Origin of the sequence: Longimicrobium sp., from assembly GCF_048594345.1 — a bacterium.
Classification (GTDB): domain Bacteria; phylum Gemmatimonadota; class Gemmatimonadetes; order Longimicrobiales; family Longimicrobiaceae; genus Longimicrobium.
In genome coordinates this window covers 44,210-63,972 of the sequence record NZ_JBMDXM010000109.1, presented here as the reverse complement: position 1 = coordinate 63,972, position 19,763 = coordinate 44,210, and the positions used below count along the sequence as shown (strand labels likewise).

Below are 19,763 nucleotides of genomic sequence, written 5' to 3'. Positions count from 1 at the left end.
CCGGTCGATGGCGGCCCGGATGGCGGCGGCGTGCACGTGCGGCTCGTGGATCACGATGAGGTGCGAGCCCGGGACGCGACCACCACCGCTACTTCGCCGCTGATGAACGGCTTTTACCAAACCCGGAAAAACACCTCACCTCAATCCGGTCTACGGGAAACTGAGGTCAGGGTACAGAGGAACAGACACAGCCAGAGGAACAGAGGACGGAATGCGGATCACCTCTGTTCCTCTCGCTGTTCTCGGTCCCTCGGTACCTTCCGACGGTTGTTTTCCGGATTACACGGCGCGGCAAGGTCCGCCTTCCCACAACCTCCTGGCGTGCGCCAGCTTGAGGAGGCGTTTCGTAGACGACGGCGTCGTGCGCATCGGCTCTGCGGGCAGTTCATCGTGGCGATGGAAAACGGCTGACGGGTCATCCTCCGTCCGCGGCGCGGGCCAGCGCGAGCAACTCCTGCAGCAGCTCCGGATCAAAATCGGCCAGCTGCACCTCGACCAGGTGCTGGGCCAGCAGGGAAAGCTCGGACTTTTCGAAAACGTCGCTTACCGAAAGCTCCACGTCCATCTCTCGCCTGATGCGGAACACCAGCCGCGTGGCCAGGAGGGAGTTGCCGCCCAGCTGAAAGAAGTCGTCGTGGCGGCCCACCCGCTCCACACCAAGGAGGCCGGTCCAGATCGCCGCGACCGCCTCCTCGGTCTCGCCCTCGGGTGCTTCGTAACCGCGCGCGGCGAACGCGTCGCCACCCGGCGCCGGGAGCGCCCGGCGATCGGTCTTTCCGTTCGGCGTCCGTGGAAACGCCTCCATCCACACGTGCGCCGCCGGTACCATGTGCTCCGGCAGACGCCCGGCAAGGTGCGCCTTCAGTGCGTCCACGGCGACCGGCTGGTCCGACAGGTAGTACGCCACCAGCCGCCGGTCGCCCGGCGCGTCCTCGCGCGCCAGGACCAGCGCGTCGCGAATCGCGTCGTGGCTGCGAAGCGCGGCCTCGATCTCGCCCAGCTCGATGCGGAAGCCACGCACCTTCACCTGGAAATCGGTGCGCCCCATGAACTCCAGCGTTCCGTCCGCCCTCCAGCGGCCCAGGTCGCCAGTGCGGTACATCCGCGCGCCGCCTTCCGTCGAGAACGGATCGGGAACGAAGCGCTCCGCCGTCAGCCCGGCGCGGCTCAGATACCCGCGGGCCACGCCGGCCCCGCCCACGTACAGCTCGCCAGCCACCCCCACGGGAGCCAGCGCGCCACGCGCGTCCAGGACGTACATCCGCGCATTGGCGATCGGCTGCCCAATAGCGGGCGCGCGGCCGTCCACGGCGCACACGTGCGAGGTGGAGTCGATGGTCGCTTCGGTGGGACCGTACAGGTTCACCACCTCACCCACGCCCGCCGAGCGCGCCTCCTCCACAAGTTCGGCGGAAAGCGCCTCGCCGCCGCAGAAGAGGATGCGGCAGGGAAGCGACCCGCCCTCCGGGAGCGCGCCGAGCACCGCCTGCAGAAGGGTCGGGACGAACTGGGCGATGGTGACTCCGCCCTCCTCGACGGCGCGCCCCATCGCCTCCGGATCCTTCGCCACGTCGGACGAAAGGAGCAGCATCCGCGCGCCGCTGGCCAGCGGCGTCCACAGCACCCACACCGACGCGTCGAACGAGATGGACGTGCGCTGCAGCACCGTGTCGTTCGCGCCGATGCCAAACGCGGCGGCCTGCCACGCGGTGTGGTTCACCAGGCTGCGGTGCGCGACCATCACGCCCTTGGGACGCCCCGTAGAGCCGGACGTGTAGATGACGTACGCCAGGTGGTCGGGCGTGAGCCCCGCGCGCATGGGGTTCGTATCCGGCCCCGCCGCCCACGCCGCAGCATCGAGCTCCACCACCGGGACGTCTAGCCCCGCGAACGTGTCAGCCAGCGACGACTGCGTGATGAGCGCCGCCGGCGCGCTATCCTCCAGCATGTAGCGCAGCCGGTCGGCGGGGTACGCCGGGTCTAGCGGCACGTACGCACCGCCCGACTTGAGAATGGCCAGCAGGCTGACGACCATCTCCGCGCCGCGCTCCACGCAGACCCCTACTCGCGCATCCGGCCCCACGCCCAGCGCGCGGAGGTGGTGCGCCAGCCGGTTTGCCCGCGCGTTCAGCTCCGCGTAGGTGAGACGCTCGCCCTGGAACGACACCGCCACCGCGCCCGGCGCGCGCGCCGCCTGGGCTTCGAACAGTTCGTGGATGCAGGCGCCGGCGGAGAACGTGGCGTCGGTGTCGTTCCACGCCTCCACCACCGTGCGTCGCTCGGCGGCGGAAAGCAGGTCCAGCCCATGGACCGGCTTCGCGTCGTCTGCAGCCATCTCTTCCAGCACGCGGCGCAGGTAGCCAGCGTGCCGCTCGACCGTCGCCCGGTCAAAGAGCGCCGTGGCGTACTCCACCACCCCGTCGATCCGCCCGCCATTCTCCCAGAGCGTCAGCGACAGGTCGAACTTCGAGGTCGCCCGCGACGACGTGTCCTCGGAATCCAGGTCGTCCAGCGGACCCAGTGCCAGCCCCGGCAGCTCCAGGCCGTCCCCAGGCGCGTTCTGCCAGGCAAACATCACCTGGAAGATCGGGGTGTGCGCCATGCTGCGCGCCGGCTGCACCCGATCCACCACCTGTTCGAACGGGATGTCCTGGTTCTGCTGCGCCTCCAGCACCCGCGCTTTCACGCGATCGATCAGCTCCCCCACACGCGGCCCATCCGACAGGTCGATACGGACTGGCAGCGTGTTGACAAAGAAGCCGATCAGATCCTCCACCTCCGCGCGGCCGCGGTTGGCGCTCGGCGTGCCGATCACCACGTCGTCCTGCCCCGACAGCCGGGCGAGCACGGCGGCCCAGCCGGCCAGCAGCGTCATGAACAGCGTGGTGCCGTGCCGCTGCGACAGCGTCCGGAGCGCCGCCGCCAGCCCTTCATCCAGCTCCACGCCGACCAGGCCGCCGGCGAAGTCCTGCTTCGCCGGGCGCGGGTGGTCCGTCGGCAGCTCCAGCAGCTCGGGGGCGCCCGCCAGCGTCTGGGTCCAGTACTCCGCCTGGGCTTCCAGCACCGGTCCTTCCACCCACTGGCGGTGCCACACGGCGTAGTCCGCGTACTGAATGGGGAGCGGCGGCAGCGGATCGGGCTCGCCGCGCGCAAAGGCGGCGTACAGCAGGCCCACTTCGCGGTGCAGCACGCCGGCCGACCAGCCGTCGCTGACGATGTGGTGCATCGTCAGCAGCAGCACGTTGTCGTCCGCCGCCATCCGAATCAGGCGGCCGCGGAACAGCGGCCCCCGCGCCAGATCGAAGGGCGCGTTCGTCTCCTCCTGCACGATGCCCCGCAGCTCGTCCTCCGCGTCCGCGGAAGCGCGGAGATCGTGCTCCACCAGACGGAATCCGCTCTCCTCGGCCGGGGCGATGTGCTGAACCGGCTCCTCATCCACCGTGGGGAAGGAGGTGCGCAGCGCCTCGTGGCGGGCGACAATGCGGTCCAGCGCGCGGACGAGGGCGCCGCGGTCCAGCTCGCCCCGCAGCCGCAGCCGCAGGGGCATGTGGTAGGTGCTGCCCAGGTTCCCCAGCTGCTCCAGGAACCACAGCCGCTGCTGCGCGAAGGAGAGCGGAATCGGCGCGGTCCGATCTACCTGTGTGATCGCCGTCGCATCCGCACGCGCGGCGGTTTCCAGCCCACGCGCGAAGTCCGCCAGCACCGGCCGCTCGAACACGTCGCGGGGCGAGACCTCCACGCCCAGCGCCTGACGAACGCGCGAAATCACGCGCACCGCCAGCAGCGAGTGCCCGCCCAGGTCGAAGAAGTGGTCACGCCTACCCACGCGCTCCGCGCCCAGCAGCTCCGACCAGATCGCCGCGACCGCCTGCTCGGCCTGGCCCACCGGAGCTTCATACTCGTGGGCCGAGTACGCGTTGCCTTCCGGCGCGGGAAGCGCCTTGCGATCAACCTTGCCGTTCGGGGTAAGCGGAAGCGCATCCAGGCGGACGTAGGCGGCGGGGACCATGTACTCGGGCAACCTCTCGCCCAGGTGCGCACGCAGCACGTCCGCTCCGGCCGTCTCATCGCCAGCCACGTACGCCACCAGCCGCTTCTCGCCCCGCGCGTCTTCGCGCACCAGCACCACCGCCTCGCGCACGCCCGGGTGCTCCGCGAGCCGCGCCTCGATCTCGCCCGGCTCAATGCGGAAGCCGCGCACCTTCACCTGTAAGTCCGTGCGTCCCAGGAACTCCAGCGACCCGTCCGCCAGCCAGCGCACCCGGTCGCCCGTCCGATAGAGCCGCGCGCCCGGCTGGGCCGAGAACGGATCGGGGGCGAAGCGCTCCGCCGTCAGCCCAGGCCGACCCAGGTAGTCGCGCGCCACGCTGGCGCCGCCTAGCCACAGCTCCCCGGCGACGCCGACCGGCGCCACTCGACCCTCAGGATCCACCACGTAGAGCGCGGCGTTGCCCAGCGGCCGCCCAACCATCTGCCGCGCCGCAGTTTCCCCACCCAAGCGGTGTGAGGCGCAGATGATCGCCGCCTCGGTCGGTCCGTACAGCACGTGGATCTCGGCCGCCGGGAAAGCTGTCCGCATCTCCTCCAGCAAGTCCGGCGCGACCGCGTCGCCGCCCACGAAGGCGTGGCGCAGCGTGCCCAACACCCCCTCCGGCGTGGTGCGCACCTCCTCCACGATGCGCCGCATCAGCGCCGGCACAGCGTGCACCGCGGTACAGGAGGCCAGGTCCTCCACCAGCCGCGGCACGTCGACGACGCGGTCGCGCGGCACCAGCTGCACGCTGCCGCCGCCCAGCAAGGGGAGCAGCGTCTCGAAGATCCAGATGTCGAAGGCGAACGAGGCCAGCGAGGGCACGCGGTCGTCTGCATCGAACCCGAACGCTTCACCCGCCACGGCCAGTGTGGCGGCAACGCTCGCGTGCGGCACGCGCACACCTTTCGGACGGCCGGTGGAGCCCGACGTGTAGATCACGTACGCCAGGTGATCCGCCGTCAGCCCGTCGCGGCCTGGGTCCGTCGCGGGCAGCGAGGCCCACCCCGTCCCGGCTGCGTCCAACTCGACTACCGGCACGCCCGCGGCCTCGACACGATCACGTAGATGCGTCTGCACCAGCACCGCCGCCGGGGCGCTGTCCGCAAGCATGTACGCCAGGCGCTCCGCCGGGTAGCCCGGATCAAGCGGCACATACGCCCCGCCCGCCTTGAGCACCGCCAGCACCCCCACCACCATCTCGGGGCTCCGCTCCACGCAGAGCCCCACCCGCGTCTCCGGCCCGACGCCCAGCGAGCGGAGGTAGTGCGCGAGACGGTTCGCGCGGGCGTTCAACTCGCCGTAGCTCAGCGCTTCGTCTTCAAAGACGAGCGCGGCCGCGCCGCGCGTGCGCTCCGCCTGGGCCGCGAACAGTTCGTGCACGAAAGCTTCGCCCGGAGACTCGGCTCGCGTGGCGTTGAACTCCTCCAGCACCTGACGCCGCTCGGCCTCCGGCAGCACCTCGATGGTTTCCAGCGGCCGCTCCGGCGCCGTATCCAGCGTCTCAACCAGTCCCGCAAGCGCCGTGTTCATGAGCGCGCACACCCGCTCCGCGCCGATCCCGGGCTGCACCTGCACCGTCAGGGAGAATCGGTCTTCCTGGTCGTTCACCGAGAGAATGAGCGGGTAGTTCGACCGCTCACGCACGACGGTTTCCAGGGCGATTCCGCTGGACGCCGGCCGCAGCTCTTCGTCATCCACACCGTGCCGGTAGTTCAGGACCGCGGAGAAAAGAGGCTCCGGGGCCTGCACCCCGCTCATCTGCTGCGCCAGCACGAGGGATGCGTGCTCGTGGCGCACCAGGCTGGCCAGCAGCGCCTGCGTCCGGCGCACGCTCGTCACCGCACCTGCCTCCGCCACCTGGATGCGTACGGGCAGCGTGTTGATGAACGGCCCCAGCACCTGGTCCGCTCCTTCCCCGCCCTGCATCCGCCCCAAGAGCACGGTGCCGAAAACCACGTCGCTCCGGCCAGAAACCCGCGCCAGCACCTGCGCCCACGCCACGTGGCACACGCTCGCCGCGCTCACCCCCAGCGCCCGCGCACGCTCCCGCAGCCGGATCCCCAGCCCCTCCTCCACCTCCAGCGTTCCTTCCTCCAGCCCCAGCCCGTCCCCGTGCACGTCCCGCAATCCGAACGGCGCCGTCGGCTCGTCGACGTCGCCCAGCAACTCGCCGAAGAACGCCTCGTGCTCCGCGCGGCTCGCCCCCAGCCGCGCCTGCGCCACGTAGTTGCGGAAGGGCAGCGGCGCCGGCAGTTGGTCCGCGCGACCCTCCAGGTGTGCGTCGATCTCGGCCCGCAGCACGTCCAGCGACGTGTGATCGCTCGTCATGTGGTGCTGCAGCAGGAGCAGCACCCACCGATCCTCAGCCACGTCATGGGTGACGCAGGCGCGCAGCAGGGGAGCGCGGCCCAGGTCGATCCGGTGATGCCGCGGATCGAAGCGCTCGTACAGCTGCCGCGCCGCATCGCCCGCCGGGTCGACCTCCACTTCTTCGACGGAGAGCGGAGCCTGGCGCCAGACCACCTGCACCGGTTCCGGCAGGCCTTCCCACACCACTGCCGTGCGCAGGACGTCGTGCCGCGCGATCACCGCCTGCAGCGCGGCCAGGTAGGCATCCACCTGCTCGCGGCTTTCGAACGCGAACGGCATGGAGAGCAGATAGGGATCGCCCTCCCGCGTGAGCAGGTGGTGGAAGAGGATTCCCTCCTGCAGGGGCGCCAGCGGGTAGATGTCCTGCACGTTCGCCGCGCCACCCGGCACGCCGGCCACGATGCGGTCGATCTCCGCCTGCGTAAGCTCCACCAGCGGGAGCATTTCCGGCGTGATGGCATCGCAGCCGGCCGGGATGCGGTTGGGCGGGATGGCGATCTCGTTGAAGCCACCGCCTGCCGCCGCGGCGAGCTCCGCGACCGTGGGCGTGGCGAACAGCGCACGCACGTCCGCGCGCACGCCGCGGCGCCGCATCCGCTCGATCAGGGTGACCGCCAGCAGCGAGTGCCCGCCCAGGGTAAAGAAGTTGTCGTGCACCCCCACCCGGTCGACCTTCAGCACCTCCGCCCAGATCGCGGCAATCACCTCCTCGGCCGGCGTGCGCGGCGCCACGTACTGGTCCGCGTCGGCCACGTACTCCGGCGCCGGCAGCGCCTTGCGGTCCAGCTTGCCATTCGTGGTCAGCGGCAGCTCGCTCAGGAACACGAACGCGGACGGAACCATGTACTCCGGCAAGGCCCGGCGCACGTGCGCGCGCAACGCATCCGCCTCCACCTCGCCCACGACGTACGCGACCAGCCGCTGATCGCCCGCGTCTTCGCGCGCCATCACCGCACAATCGGCGACGCCCTCGTGCTGGCGCAGCACCGCCTCGATCTCGCCCAGTTCGATGCGGAAGCCGCGCACCTTTACCTGGAAGTCCGTGCGCCCCAGGTACTCCAGCGTTCCGTCCGCACGCCAGCGGCCCAGGTCGCCGGTGCGGTACATCCGCGCGCCACCTTGGAGCGAGAACGGATCCGGGACGAAGCGCTCCGCCGTCAGCCCCGGCCGCCCCAGGTAACCGCGCGTCACCTGCGCGCCTCCAACGTACAACTCGCCGGGAACGCCGATGGGCGCCGGCTCGCCGCGCGCGTCCAGCGTGTAAATCCGCGTGTTGGCCACGGGCCGGCCGATCGACACCTGCCCGGCGCCGGTTTCGGCCAGACGCTGGGAGTGGATGGAGCACCCCACCACCGTCTCGGTGGGGCCGTACTCGTTGACGATCACCGTCTCGGGCAGATTTCGGATCCACCAGCCGATCTGCTCCCCGATCAACGGCTCACCGCCCACCACCAGGCACGCAGCCCCGCCCACGGCGCCCCGCTCTGACAGCCGCTCGCCCAGCACGCGCAGGTGCGCGGGGGTCAGCTTCAGCATCTCGCGGCCGCCGCGCTCCAGCACGCGCGCCAGCCCCTCGACCGCATTCTCCTCCTCCACCAGCTCCACCGCGCCGCCACCCAGCAGCGGGACAAAGAGACTGGTGACAGTCAGGTCAAAGGAAAGCGACGAGTGCAGCGCCGACCCGCCACCCGGATAGGTGCGAGTCGCCCACGCCAGGTAGGCGGCCAACTGCGCGTGCTCCACGGCCACGCCCTTCGGACGGCCGGTGCTCCCGGAGGTGTAAAGCACGTACGCCAGGCTCCGCGGATCCACCGCCACGCTCGGATCCGCCGCGTCCGCCGCGTCTTCCCTCTCGATCTCCCCCCACCGCGCATCCAGCGCGACCACCTCGACGCCTGCGTCAAAGGGAAGGCGGCCCAGAAGGCGCTCCTGCGTCAGTACGACGGGGAGGGCGGAGTGCGTGGCCATATACGCCAACCGCTCGGCCGGATACGACGGATCCAGCGGGACGTAGGCGCCACCTGCCTTCAGCACGCCCAGCACGGCAACCACCATCTCTGGCGCCCGCTCCAGGCTCAGCCCCACACGTACCTCGGCGCCCACCCCGCGCCCGCGCAGCCAGCGTGCGAGCCGGTTGGCGCGCGCGTTCAGCTCGGCGTAGGTGAGCGAATCCGCACCGAAGACGACCGCCGTCGCGTCCGGCGTCTTCTCCACCTGCGCCTCGAACAGCTGGTGGGCGGGCACGGCGGGGAGATCCGCCCCGGTCCGATTCCACTCGTCGACGACCAGGCGCCGCTCGGCGGCCGGAAGCATCTCCAGCGCGTGCGCGGCCCGCGCGTCATCGGCCACCATCTCTTCCAGCACGCGGCGCAGGCACTCCACGTGCCGCTCGACGGTCGCCCGGTCGAAGAGCGCGGTGGCGTAGTCCATCGTCCCTACAATCCGCCCCCCGTCTTCCTGCAGTGACAGCGAGAGGTCGAACTTCGCGCGCACCTGGGCCGGCGAGCCCTGGGAGTCCGCCGGGTCCAGCACCAGCCCCGGCAGCTCCAGGCTTTCTTCCGCCGCGTTCTGCCAGGTGAACATCACCTGAAAGAGCGGGCTGTGGGCCAGGCTGCGCGTGGGGTGCACGCGCTCCACCACCTGCTCGAAGGGGATGTCCTGATTGCGCTGCGCCTCCAGCGCCAGCGATCGGACGCGGTCCAGCAGCCCGGCCGCCGTGGGCGCGCCCGACAGGTCCACCCGCAACGGCAGCGTGTTGACGAAGAAGCCGATCAACTCCTCCACCTCGGCGCGGCCGCGGTTGGCGGTGGGGGTGCCGATGACCACGTCGTCCTGCCCCGAAAGCCGCGCGAGCACGGCCGCCCATCCCGCCAGCAGCGTCATGAACAGCGTTGTGCCGTGCCGCTGCGACAGCGTCCGGAGCGCCGCGGCCAGCGCTTCGTCCAGCTCCACGTCGACCGACGCACCGGCGAACTCCTGCTTGGCCGGGCGCGGATGGTCCGTGGGCAGCTCCAGCAGCTCGGGCGCGCCGGCCAGCGTCCGGGTCCAGTACTCCGCCTGCGCTTCCAGCACCGGTCCTTCCACCCAGCGGCGGTGCCACACGGCATAGTCCGCGTACTGGATGGGAAGCGGCGGCAGCGGATCGGGCTCGCCGCGGGCGAAAGCGGTGTACAGCGCGGCCAACTCGCGGAACAGCACGCCGGCCGACCAGCCGTCGCTGACGATGTGGTGCATGGTCAGCAGCAGCATGTGGTCGTCCGCCGCCATGCGAATCAGCCGTCCGCGGAACAGCGGCCCCCGCGCCAGGTCGAACGGCGCGCTCGCCTCGTCCTGCACCAGGCGGCGCAGCGCGTCCTCCGCGTCCGGCGAGGCGCGAAGATCGTGCTCCGCCAGCCGGAACCCGCTCTCCTGAACCGGGGCGATGTGCTGCACCGGCTCGCCCTCCACCATCGCGAAGGAGGTGCGCAGCGCCTCGTGGCGCGCGACGATGCGGTCCAGCGACCGCACCAGCGCGCCGTGGTCCAGAGTGCCGCGCAGCCGCAGGCCCATCGGGATGTGGTAGGTGTCGCCCAGGTCTCCCAGCTGCTCCAGAAACCACAGCCGCTGCTGCGCAAAGGACAGCGGAATCGGGCCTGTGCGATCCACCGGCATGATTGCCGTCGCGTCGGCACGGGCGGCGGTCTCCAGCCCGCGCGCGAAGTCCGCCAGCACGGGCCGCTCGAACATGTCGCGGGGCATGGCCTCAACGCCCAGCGCCTGGCGCACCCGCGACACGGCGCGCACCGCAAGCAGCGAGTGCCCGCCCAGGTCAAAGAAGTGGTCGCGCCTGCCCACGCGCCTCGCGCCCAGCAGCTCCGCCCAGATGCCCGCGACCGTCTCCTCCGTGCTGCTGGACGGCGCCTCGTACCCACGCGCGGCGAACGCGTCGCCTCCCGGCGCGGGGAGCGCACGGCGGTCCACCTTGCCGCTGGGGGTAAGCGGCATCGCGTCCAGGCGCACGTACGCCGCAGGGACCATGTGCTCAACAAGGCGCTCGGCGAGGTGCACCTTCAGCGCCTCGACGGCGACCGGCTCGTCCGCCCGATAGTACGCGACCAGCCGCTTGTCGCCCGGCGCGTCCTCCCGCGCCACGACGACGGCCTCCCGCACCGCCGGGTGCTCCGCCAGCCGCGCCTCGATCTCGCCCGGCTCCACGCGGTAGCCGCGCACCTTGACCTGCGCGTCGGTGCGGCCGGCGAACGCCAGCGCCCCCTCCGGCAGCCAGCGGCCCAGGTCGCCCGTGCGGTACAGCCGCGCCCCCGGCTCGCCCGAGAGCGGGTCGGGGACAAAGCGCTCCGCGGTCAGCGCCGGGCGGTCCAGGTATCCGCGCGCCACGCCCACGCCGCCCACGTACAGCTCGCCCACGACGCCGACCGGGACCGGCTGCATCCGCGCATCCACCACAAACACGCGGGTGTTGGCCGCTGGCGGGCCGATCGGCGTCACCCGCTCGCCACGTGCCGTGTCGGGCACGTCGTGAAGGGTGGCGCAGATGGTGGTTTCCGTGGGCCCGTAGCCGTTGATGATCCGCAGCCCGGGGACGCTCTGCCGGATCTCCGCCAGCAGCGGCTCCGGGATCGGCTCCACCCCCACCAGCAGGCGGTGCAAGCGGGTTCGCCCGGGCGACCGAACGACGCGGTCACGCAGCTCGGCCAGGAAGTACGGCGGCAGGTAGGCGCTGTGGACGTCGCGCGCCTCCATCCAGTCCAGAAACGCCCCTGCCTCCAGCCGCACGTCGTCGCGTGGGATGCAGAGCCGCCCGCCGGCCAGCAGCGCGGAGAAGATCTCGTAGACCGATACGTCGAAGCTGGTGCTGGTCCACAGGCTGCACCCGTCACCCTCGCCGATGGGCGCGCGGCGCTGCATGTCGGCCAGCAGGCTCGCCACGCCGCGGTGCGGCACCGCCACGCCCTTGGGACGTCCGGTGCTGCCGGAGGTGTAGATGACGTAGCACAGGTGGTCGGGCGAGAGCCCCGCCAGCCGCGGATCGGTGTCCGGATAATGTGCCCAGCCCGATTCGTCCGCGGGGTCGAGCACCGGCACCTCAGCCGCGGCGAACCGCGCCGCCTGGGATCGCGACGCCAGCAGCACCGCGGGGCGGCTGTCGGCCAGCATGTAGCGCAGCCGCTCGTCCGGGTACGAGGGGTCCAGCGGGACGTACGCGCCGCCGGCCTTGAGCACGGCCAGCATCGCCACGATCATCTCCACCCCGCGCTCCACGCAGAGCGCCACCCGGGCGTCCGGACCCACACCCAGGGCGCGGAGGTGGTGCGCCAGGCGGTTGGCGCGCGCGTTCAGCTCCGCGTACGACAGCGCATGGCCTTCGTATTCCACGGCGACGGCGTCCGGCGTCCGCGCCGCCTGGGCCTCGAACAGCGTGTGGATGCACGACTCGCGTGGATACGCCGCCGCCGTGCGGTTCCACTCCACCACCACCCGCGCGCGCTCGGCCGCGGACAGCAGTTCCAGCTGGTCGATGGGCTGTGTATCGTCCGCGGCCATCTCCTGCAGCACGCGGCGCAGGTAGCCGGCGTACCGCTCCACCGTGGCCCGGTCAAAGAGCGCGGTGGCGTACGTGAGCTCCCCCGCGATGCGCCCGCCGCGCGGCGCCAGGCTCAGCATCAGGTCAAACCCGGCCGCCTCCTCCTCAACGCCGTCGAGCGGCGCAGCGTCGATGCCCGGCAGCTTCAGTTCGCCGCCCGTCATCTCCTGCCACGCCAGCACCACCTGAAAGAGCGGCGTGTGCGACAGGCTGCGCGCAGGCTGCACCCGCTCCACCACCTGCTCGAAGGGGAAGTCCTGGTTGCGCTGCGCCTCCAGCGCCCGCTCGCGCACGTGTCCCAGCAGCTCCGCCACCGTGGGCGCGCCCGACAGCTCCACCCGCAGCGCCAGCGTGTTGACGAAAAAGCCGATCAGCCCCTCGATCTCGCTGCTCCCGCGGCCCGCCGACGGTGCCCCCACCACCACGTCGTTCTGGCCGGACAGCCGGGCGAGCACCACCGCCCACCCCGCCAGCAGCGTCATGAACGGCGTGGTCCCGTGCCGCTGCGACAGCGCCTTGAGCGCCGCGGTCAGCGCCTCGTCCAGTTCCACCTTTACCGACGCGCCGCCGAAGTCCTGCCGGGCCGGGCGAGGGCGGTCCGCCGGCACCTCCAGCAGTTCAGGCGCGCCCGCCAGCGTCCGGGTCCAGTACTCCGCCTGCGCCTCCATGACGGGACTGGTAGCCCAGCGCCGGTGCCAGACGGCGAAGTCGGCGTACTGCACCGGCAGCGGCGGCAGCGGGTCGGCCTCGCCGCGCAGGAACGCGGGGTACAGCACCTCCAGTTCCCGCACCAGCACGCCGACCGACCACCCGTCGCTCACGGCGTGGTGCATCGTCAGCATCAGCGCGTGGTCATCCGCCGCAATCCGCACCAGCCGGGCACGCACCAGCGGCCCCACCGCCAGGTCGAACGGCGCGGCAAGCTCCTCCGCGGCCAGGCGACGCAGCTCACTCTCCACGTCCGCGCACGCGGCGAGGTCTTGGTCCAGCAGGGCGAAGCCGTGCTCGTCCGCCGGGGCGATCCGCTGCCGCGGCTCGCCCTGCACCGCGGGAAAGGTCGTACGCAGCGACTCGTGGCGCGCCACGATCCGCTGCAGCGCGCGCTCCAGCACGCGCGGATCCAGCGGCCCGCGCAGCCGCACCCGCCACGCCACGTGGTACGCCGCGCCCGCGCCTTCCATCTGGTCGATGAACCACTGCCGCTGCTGCGCAAAGGAAAGCGGCAGCGGTGAGCCGTCGCGCGGCACCGGCACCAGCGGCGGAGCCGCGGCATCCCCGGGCGTCCCCGTCCGAAGCGCCTCCACGCGGCCCACCAGCGCCGCCAGCGCGGGCGCCTCGAACACTGCCCGCAGCGGCAGCTCGGCCCCGAACGCCTCGCGCACCCGCGACACCAACTGCGTGGCGAGCAGCGAATGGCCGCCCAGGTCGAAGAAGTGGTCTTCGGCGCCTACGCGCTCCACCCCCAGCACCTCCGCCCAGATCCCGGCCATCCGCTCCTCGGCCGGCGTGCGGGGCGCTACGTACGTCCCCCGGGCGGCGCCCGTGTCGGGCGCGGGGAGCGCCCCGCGGTCCACCTTGCCGTTGGGCGTGACGGGGAACGACTCCAGCACCACGAAGGCGCTCGGCACCATGTACTCCGGCAGCCGGGCGCGCGCGGCCTCGCGAAGTGCGGGGACCAGTGTGCGCATGCGGCGGCCCCATTGCGGATCGTTCGCGTACGTCTCCCACGGCCGCTCCGGGTCCACCTGCGCGGGGAACTGCGCGACGCCGCCTGCGGGGTGGAAGAGCACGTCCAGCGTGCCGGCCGCGCCGGGGCGCACCTCAATTCCTCTCGCCAACTCGTCGCCAAGCGCAAACAGCGCCTCGGGGGCGACTCCGCCCACGTCCGCAGCCGCGCGTGCACGCACCATCGCCGCGTCGCCCGCACCGCCGGCGGATACCAGCTCGTATGCGCGGACGTGCTCCCGCACCCGCGCGTCCGGCACGCCGCGGACGAGCGTCGACGCGCTCCCCTCCGCCAGGGCGCGAAGCCCGGCCGCGTCTTCCCCGCCCCACTCACGAACGACGGGTGCCGCAGCGTCGGCTCTGTCGGTGTCGAGGTGCAGCACGACGTCGTAGCGGAAGCGGGAGACCTCGTTGTCGTACTCACCGCGCTTCACCTGCACTTCGACGCGGCCCAGGCGTGGCATCCGCGCCCGCACCGCTTCGAACAGCGCCGGATCCAGCAGCAGCTCCTGCTCTTCCGCTACCCCGCGCCGCACCCGGTCCCGCAGTCGCTCGACGGACAGATCGTCGGAGGCGCGCGCCAGCTCTACCGACGCGTGGAAGGCGCCCGCCAGCGGCAGGCTGCGCACGTCGCCCAGGAAGATGCGCCCGCCCGGCCGCAGCGCCGCCGCAGCGCCGTCAAGCACGCGCAGCAGGTAGCCCAGGTCCGGGAAGTACTGGGCGACCGAGTTGACGATCACCACGTCGAAATCCGCACCCGCGTACTCGTCCAGCTGATCACCCTCGCGCTGCGCCAGCGACACCTGCGGCAGTCCCCCGGCATGGCGGCGGATGTGCTCCAGCGCCACCGCGGAGAAGTCGGTTCCGACGTAGGCCTGCGTGTGCGGCGCCACGCGGAACAGCAGCAGACCCGTTCCGGCGCCGACCTCCAGCACCCGCTCCGGACGCAGCGCAAGGATGCGATCCACGGTGTCCTCGACCCACCCGCGCATCTCTTCGGCGGGGATCGGCTCGCCGGTGTAGCTGCTGTTCCACCCCTTCAGCGCCAGGGTGGGATCTTCTCCCTCTTCCTGCGCATAGGTGTCGTCGAAGAGCGTTTCCCACTCCGACACCTGCTCCTTGCCGGCGGCGTCGGCAACCTCGACGACCTCGTCCGCGCCGGGGACCACGTAGGCGACCAGGCGCCGATCACCGGGCGCGTCCTCCCGCGCCAGCACCACGGCTTCGCGAACGCCGGGCTGCTCGCGCAGCACGGCCTCCACCTCGCCGGGCTCGATGCGGAAGCCGCGCACCTTCACCTGCTCGTCACCGCGCCCCAGGAACTCCAGCACGCCGTCCGCGCGCCAGCGCGCGCGGTCGCCCGTGCGGTACGCCCGCTCCGTCCCGGCACCGACGAATTTGTCGGCGTTCAGTTCCGGACGGCCCAGGTAGCCTCGTGCCACCCCTGCGCCCGAGATCCACAGCTCCCCAGGCACCCCCAGCGGCGCCATCTCACCGCGCGGACCGCGAACGGCCAGGTGCACGCCCGGCAACGGTCGGCCCAGCGGATGGCCGACGACCGCGCCCTCCGCGGGGACGGCGTAGGTGGCGCAGATGATCGTCGCCTCGGTGGGACCGTACAGGACCACGGTCCTGGCGCCGGGAAAGACCTCGCGCATGTCCTCCAGCAGGTCGGGCGGCACCGAGTCGCCGCCTACCAGCAGGAGCCGCAGCGAGGGAAGCGCCACCCCGCCGCGCGCGGCCTCCACCACCTGCCGCATCAGCGCCGGCACGGCGTGCAGCACGGTCACGTCCGCCACAGCCTCGACCAGCGTCTCCGGGTCGCGCACAACCGCGTGGGGAACGATGCGCACGGCGCCGCCGGCCATCAGCGGCGTGACCAGCTCCAGCAGCGAGATGTCGAACGAGGTCGACGCGAGCGCCGCCACCACGTCACCGGACGCGAAGCCGAGCGTTTCCAGGCTGCCGCGCAGGGTGTGGGTGAGCTGCGCGTGCTCCACCATCACCGCCTTGGGCGTGCCCGTGGACCCCGACGTGTAGATCAGGTACGCCAGGTCACCCGGCAGGACGTCCGCCGCCGCACCGGTCTCGTCTTCGCTCTGCGAAGTGGTGATCCCGTCCAGCAGCACCACCTCAACGTTCCGCTCCGCCAGCCGACCGGCCAGCGCCGTCTCGGTGACCACCAGCTTCGCGCCCGAGTCGCCGAGCAGAAACGACAGCCGCTCCGCCGGATGGGCGGGATCCAGCGGCAGGTAGACGCCGCCCGCCTTCCACACGGCCAGCAGCGCCACCAGCACCCCGGGGCCGCGCTCCAGGCTCACGGCAACCGTCGTCCCGACGCCAACGCCCAGACCACGCAGGCGCACGGCAAGCGACTCGGCCCGCGCGTCCAGCTCCGCGTACGTGAGCGAATCGCTTTCGAACCGGATGGCCGGAGCCTGCGGCGTGCGGGCGGCCTGCGCCGCGAACAGGTGGTGCACCGGGATGCCCGCGTCCTCGCGGGCGGGACCGCTTCCGTACGCCAGTAGCGTCCGCGCCTCGTCCGCGGGCAGCAGCGCCAGGCGCGACAGGCGCTCCTCCGGCGACGCGCCGGCCGCGGCGAGCACGACCCCGTACTGCGCCGCGAAGCGCTCCATGGTGGCGGCGTCGAACAGGTCGGTCCGGTAGCGCAGGCTCCCGACCAGCTCTTCGCCCGCCTCCGTGATGTCCAGCTCCAGGTCGAAGCGTACCGTCCCGCTCTCGCTCCCGAACGTCCGGACCTCGCTCCCAAACGGCTCCAGCCGAAGCCCGGCGATGGCGGGGCCCTCGCCATAACCCAGGTTCTGGAGCGCGAACATCACCTGGAAAAGCGGCGTATGCGACAGCCCCCGGTCCGGAGCGACCTCCTCAACCAGCCGCTCGAACGGCAGCTCCTGGTGGGCGTACGCGCCCAGCGCCGTCTCGCGCACCCGGCCCATGAGCTCCCGGAACGACGGGTCGCCGGAAAGATCGATGCGCAGCGCGAGCGTGTTGACGAAAAAGCCGATCAGCCCCTCCGTCCCTCCCTGCGTGCGTCCCGCGATCGGAGACCCGACGACAAGGTCCTCCTGCCCCGACCAGCGCGAGAGCAGCAGGTCAAAGGCGGCGTGCGCCACCATGTAGAGCGTCGCCCCTTCCCGCCGGGCGAGCGCGCGAAGCCCGCGTGTGGTCTGCGCGGGGATGCGGAACACGTGGGCGGCGCCGCGCGAGCTGGCCACCGCCGGGCGCGGTCGGTCGGTCGGCAGCTCCAGCGCGGGGGGCGCGCCGCCCAGCCGCTCCCGCCACCAGTCGATCTGGCGGCGAAGCACCTCGCCCCGCAGCCAGCCGCGCTGCCACACGGCGAAGTCCGCGTACTGCACCGCCAGCGGCGGCAGCGGCGATGCCGCCCCCGCCGCGTCAGAGGGCCCCGAGAACCATTCGTAGAGGGTGAACAGCTCGCGAAAGAGCACGTCCATGCTCCATCCGTCGCTGACGATGTGGTGCATCGTCAGCAGCAGCACGTGCTCGTCGTCGGCGAGGCGCACCAGCGTGGCGCGGAGCAGCGGACCGCGCTCCAGGTCGAACAGGCGCTCCGCGTCCTCCCGCGCCAGACGGCGCGCCTCATCCTCGCGGTCCCGCGGCGCGAGCCCGGTGAGGTCCACCACGGGCAGGTGAGCGGGCGCGGCCGGGTGGACGATCTGGACGGCACCCCGCTCCACCGGCCGGAACGTGGTGCGCAGCGCCTCGTGGCGGCGCACCAGCTCGTCCAGTGCACGTTCCAGGGCGCTCGCGTCGAGGTGCCCCCGCAGCCGGCTGGGCCAGGGCCCGTTGTAGCGGGTGCCCTCCGGCTCCATCTGGTGCAGAAACCAGAGCCGCTCCTGCGCAAAGGAGAGCGGCAGCGGCCCCGTGCGCTCAACCGGCACCACCGGCGGCACCACCGGCAGCTCCGCCTGGCGCACTTCCTCCACACGCCCGGCCAGCTCCGCCACCGTGGGCCCCTCAAAGAGCGCGCTCAGCGGCAGCTCCACCCCGAACCGCTCGCGGACCCGCGACACAACCTGCGTGGCCAGCAGCGAGTGCCCGCCCAGATCCAGGAAGCCGTCGTGCCGGCCCACCCGCTCCGCGCCCAGCACCGCGGCCCAGATCGCGGCCACCGCCTGCTCCGTCTCGCCCACCGGAGCCTCGTACTCCCGGGCCGCATACGCATCACCCGTGGGCGCGGGGAGCGCGTTGCGGTCCACCTTTCCGTTCGGCGTCAGCGGAAGCGCCTCCAGGCGCACGTACGCCGCCGGCACCATGTACTCCGGAAGCCGCTCGGCCAGATGCGACTTCAGCGCGTCCACGGCGACCGGCTCGTCCGCCAGGTAGTACGCCACCAGCCGCCGGTCACCCGGCGCGTCCTCACGCGCCAGGACGACCGGAGCCCGCACGCCCGGGTGCTCCGCGAGGCGCGCCTCGATCTCACCCAGCTCGATGCGGAACCCGCGCACCTTCACCTGGTGATCGGTCCGGCCCAGGAACTCGAGTGCGAAAGTGCGAGAGTGCGAAAGTGCGAGAGTGGGATCAGCCTCGCGCGAATCGTCGTCACCGTCACACTCCCGCACCTCCGCCCAGCGCACCCGGTCGCCGGTGCGGTAGAGCCGCGCCCCCGGCTGCGCCGAGAACGGATCGGGGATGAAGCGCTCCGCCGTCAGCCCCGGCCGACCCAGGTAGTCGCGCGCCACGCTGGCGCCGCCCAGCCATAGCTCCCCGGCGACACCGACCGGCGCGACACCGCCCCCAGGCTCCACCACGTAGAACGCGGCGTTGCCCAGCGGCCGTCCCACCATCTGCCGCGCCGCCGCTTCCTCGCCCAGCCGGTGCGTCGCGCAGATGATCGCCGCCTCCGTCGGGCCGTACAGCACGTGGATCTCCGCCGCCGGGAACGCCGTCCGCATCTCCTCCAACAGGTCCGGCGCGACCGCGTCGCCGCCCACAAAGGCGTGGCGCAACACGCCCAGCACCCCCTCCGGCGTAGCGCGCACCTCTTCCACGATGCGGCGCATCAGCGCCGGCACGGCGTGCACGGAGGTGCACCGGGCCAGGTCTTCCACCAACCGAGGCACGTCCACGACGCGGTCGCGCGGGACCAGGCGGACGCTGCCGCCGCCCAGCAAGGGGAGCAGCGTCTCGAAGATCCAGATGTCGAACGCGAACGAAGCCAGCGAGGGCACGCGATCGTTTGCATCGAACCCGAACGCGTCACCCGCCACCGCCAGCGTCGCGGCAACGCTCCCGTGCGGCACGCGCACACCCTTCGGACGGCCGGTGGAGCCGGAGGTGTAGATGACGTACGCCAGGTGCTCCGCCGTCAACCCGCCGCGCTCCGGATCCGTCGCGGGGAGCGAAGCCCACGCCGGCGCCGCGGCGTCCAGTTCGACCACCGGCACGCCCGCGCTCTCGACACGATCACGCAGATGCGTCTGTACGAGCACCGCCGCCGGGGCGCTGTCGTCCAGCATGTACGACAGGCGCTCCGACGGGTAGCCTGGGTCCAGCGGCACGTACGCGCCGCCTGCCTTCAGGATGCCCAGCACCCCCACCACCATCTCCGGACTCCGTTCCACGCAGATCCCCACCCGCGTCTCCGGGCCCACGCCGAGCGAGCGGAGGTGGTGCGCGAGACGGTTGGTCCGCGCATTCAACTCGCCGTAGCTCAGCGTCTCGCCTTCAAAGACGAGCGCCACCGCGTGCGGTGTGCGCGCCGCCTGCGCCGCAAACCGTTCGTGGAGGCATGGATCGGGAGGGACGTCGGCGTCGCGGGGGGGAAGCGCCGGATCAGCAAACGCGGGCACGTAGATGGCTCCCGCGCCCGGGATCGCCTCCTGTCCTTCCATCATGGGCGTCGACATCCGCAGGGCAAGCTTTGAAACGGTGACGCGGAAGCCGGAAGGCCTCCGCGGGATTCGAGAGCAGGACGGGACGTTGGTCGGGTCGGGTCACCAGACCGCGGTTCCCCGCCGGGCTTCGGGGAAAGGAGGAACACGATTTCTCCGCACGACGGAGCCGTGCGGCCAG

1 protein-coding gene is annotated in these 19,763 nt (G+C 72.0%); it reads right to left on the bottom strand.

Going from position 1 to position 19,763, the window contains the following annotated elements; all coding sequences use genetic code 11:
- Positions 1-415 precede the first annotated feature (415 nt).
- Entirely contained in the window at positions 416-19,585 is a 19,170-nt protein-coding gene (locus tag ACOJUJ_RS11935) for a non-ribosomal peptide synthase/polyketide synthase (RefSeq protein WP_420127102.1), read from the bottom strand.
- Positions 19,586-19,763 lie beyond the last annotated feature (178 nt).

Coding starts and splice junctions, on each gene's coding strand:
- ACOJUJ_RS11935 (WP_420127102.1), bottom strand. CDS start 19,585: ATGATGGAAGGACAGGAGGCGATCCCGGGCGCGGGAGCCATCTACGTG.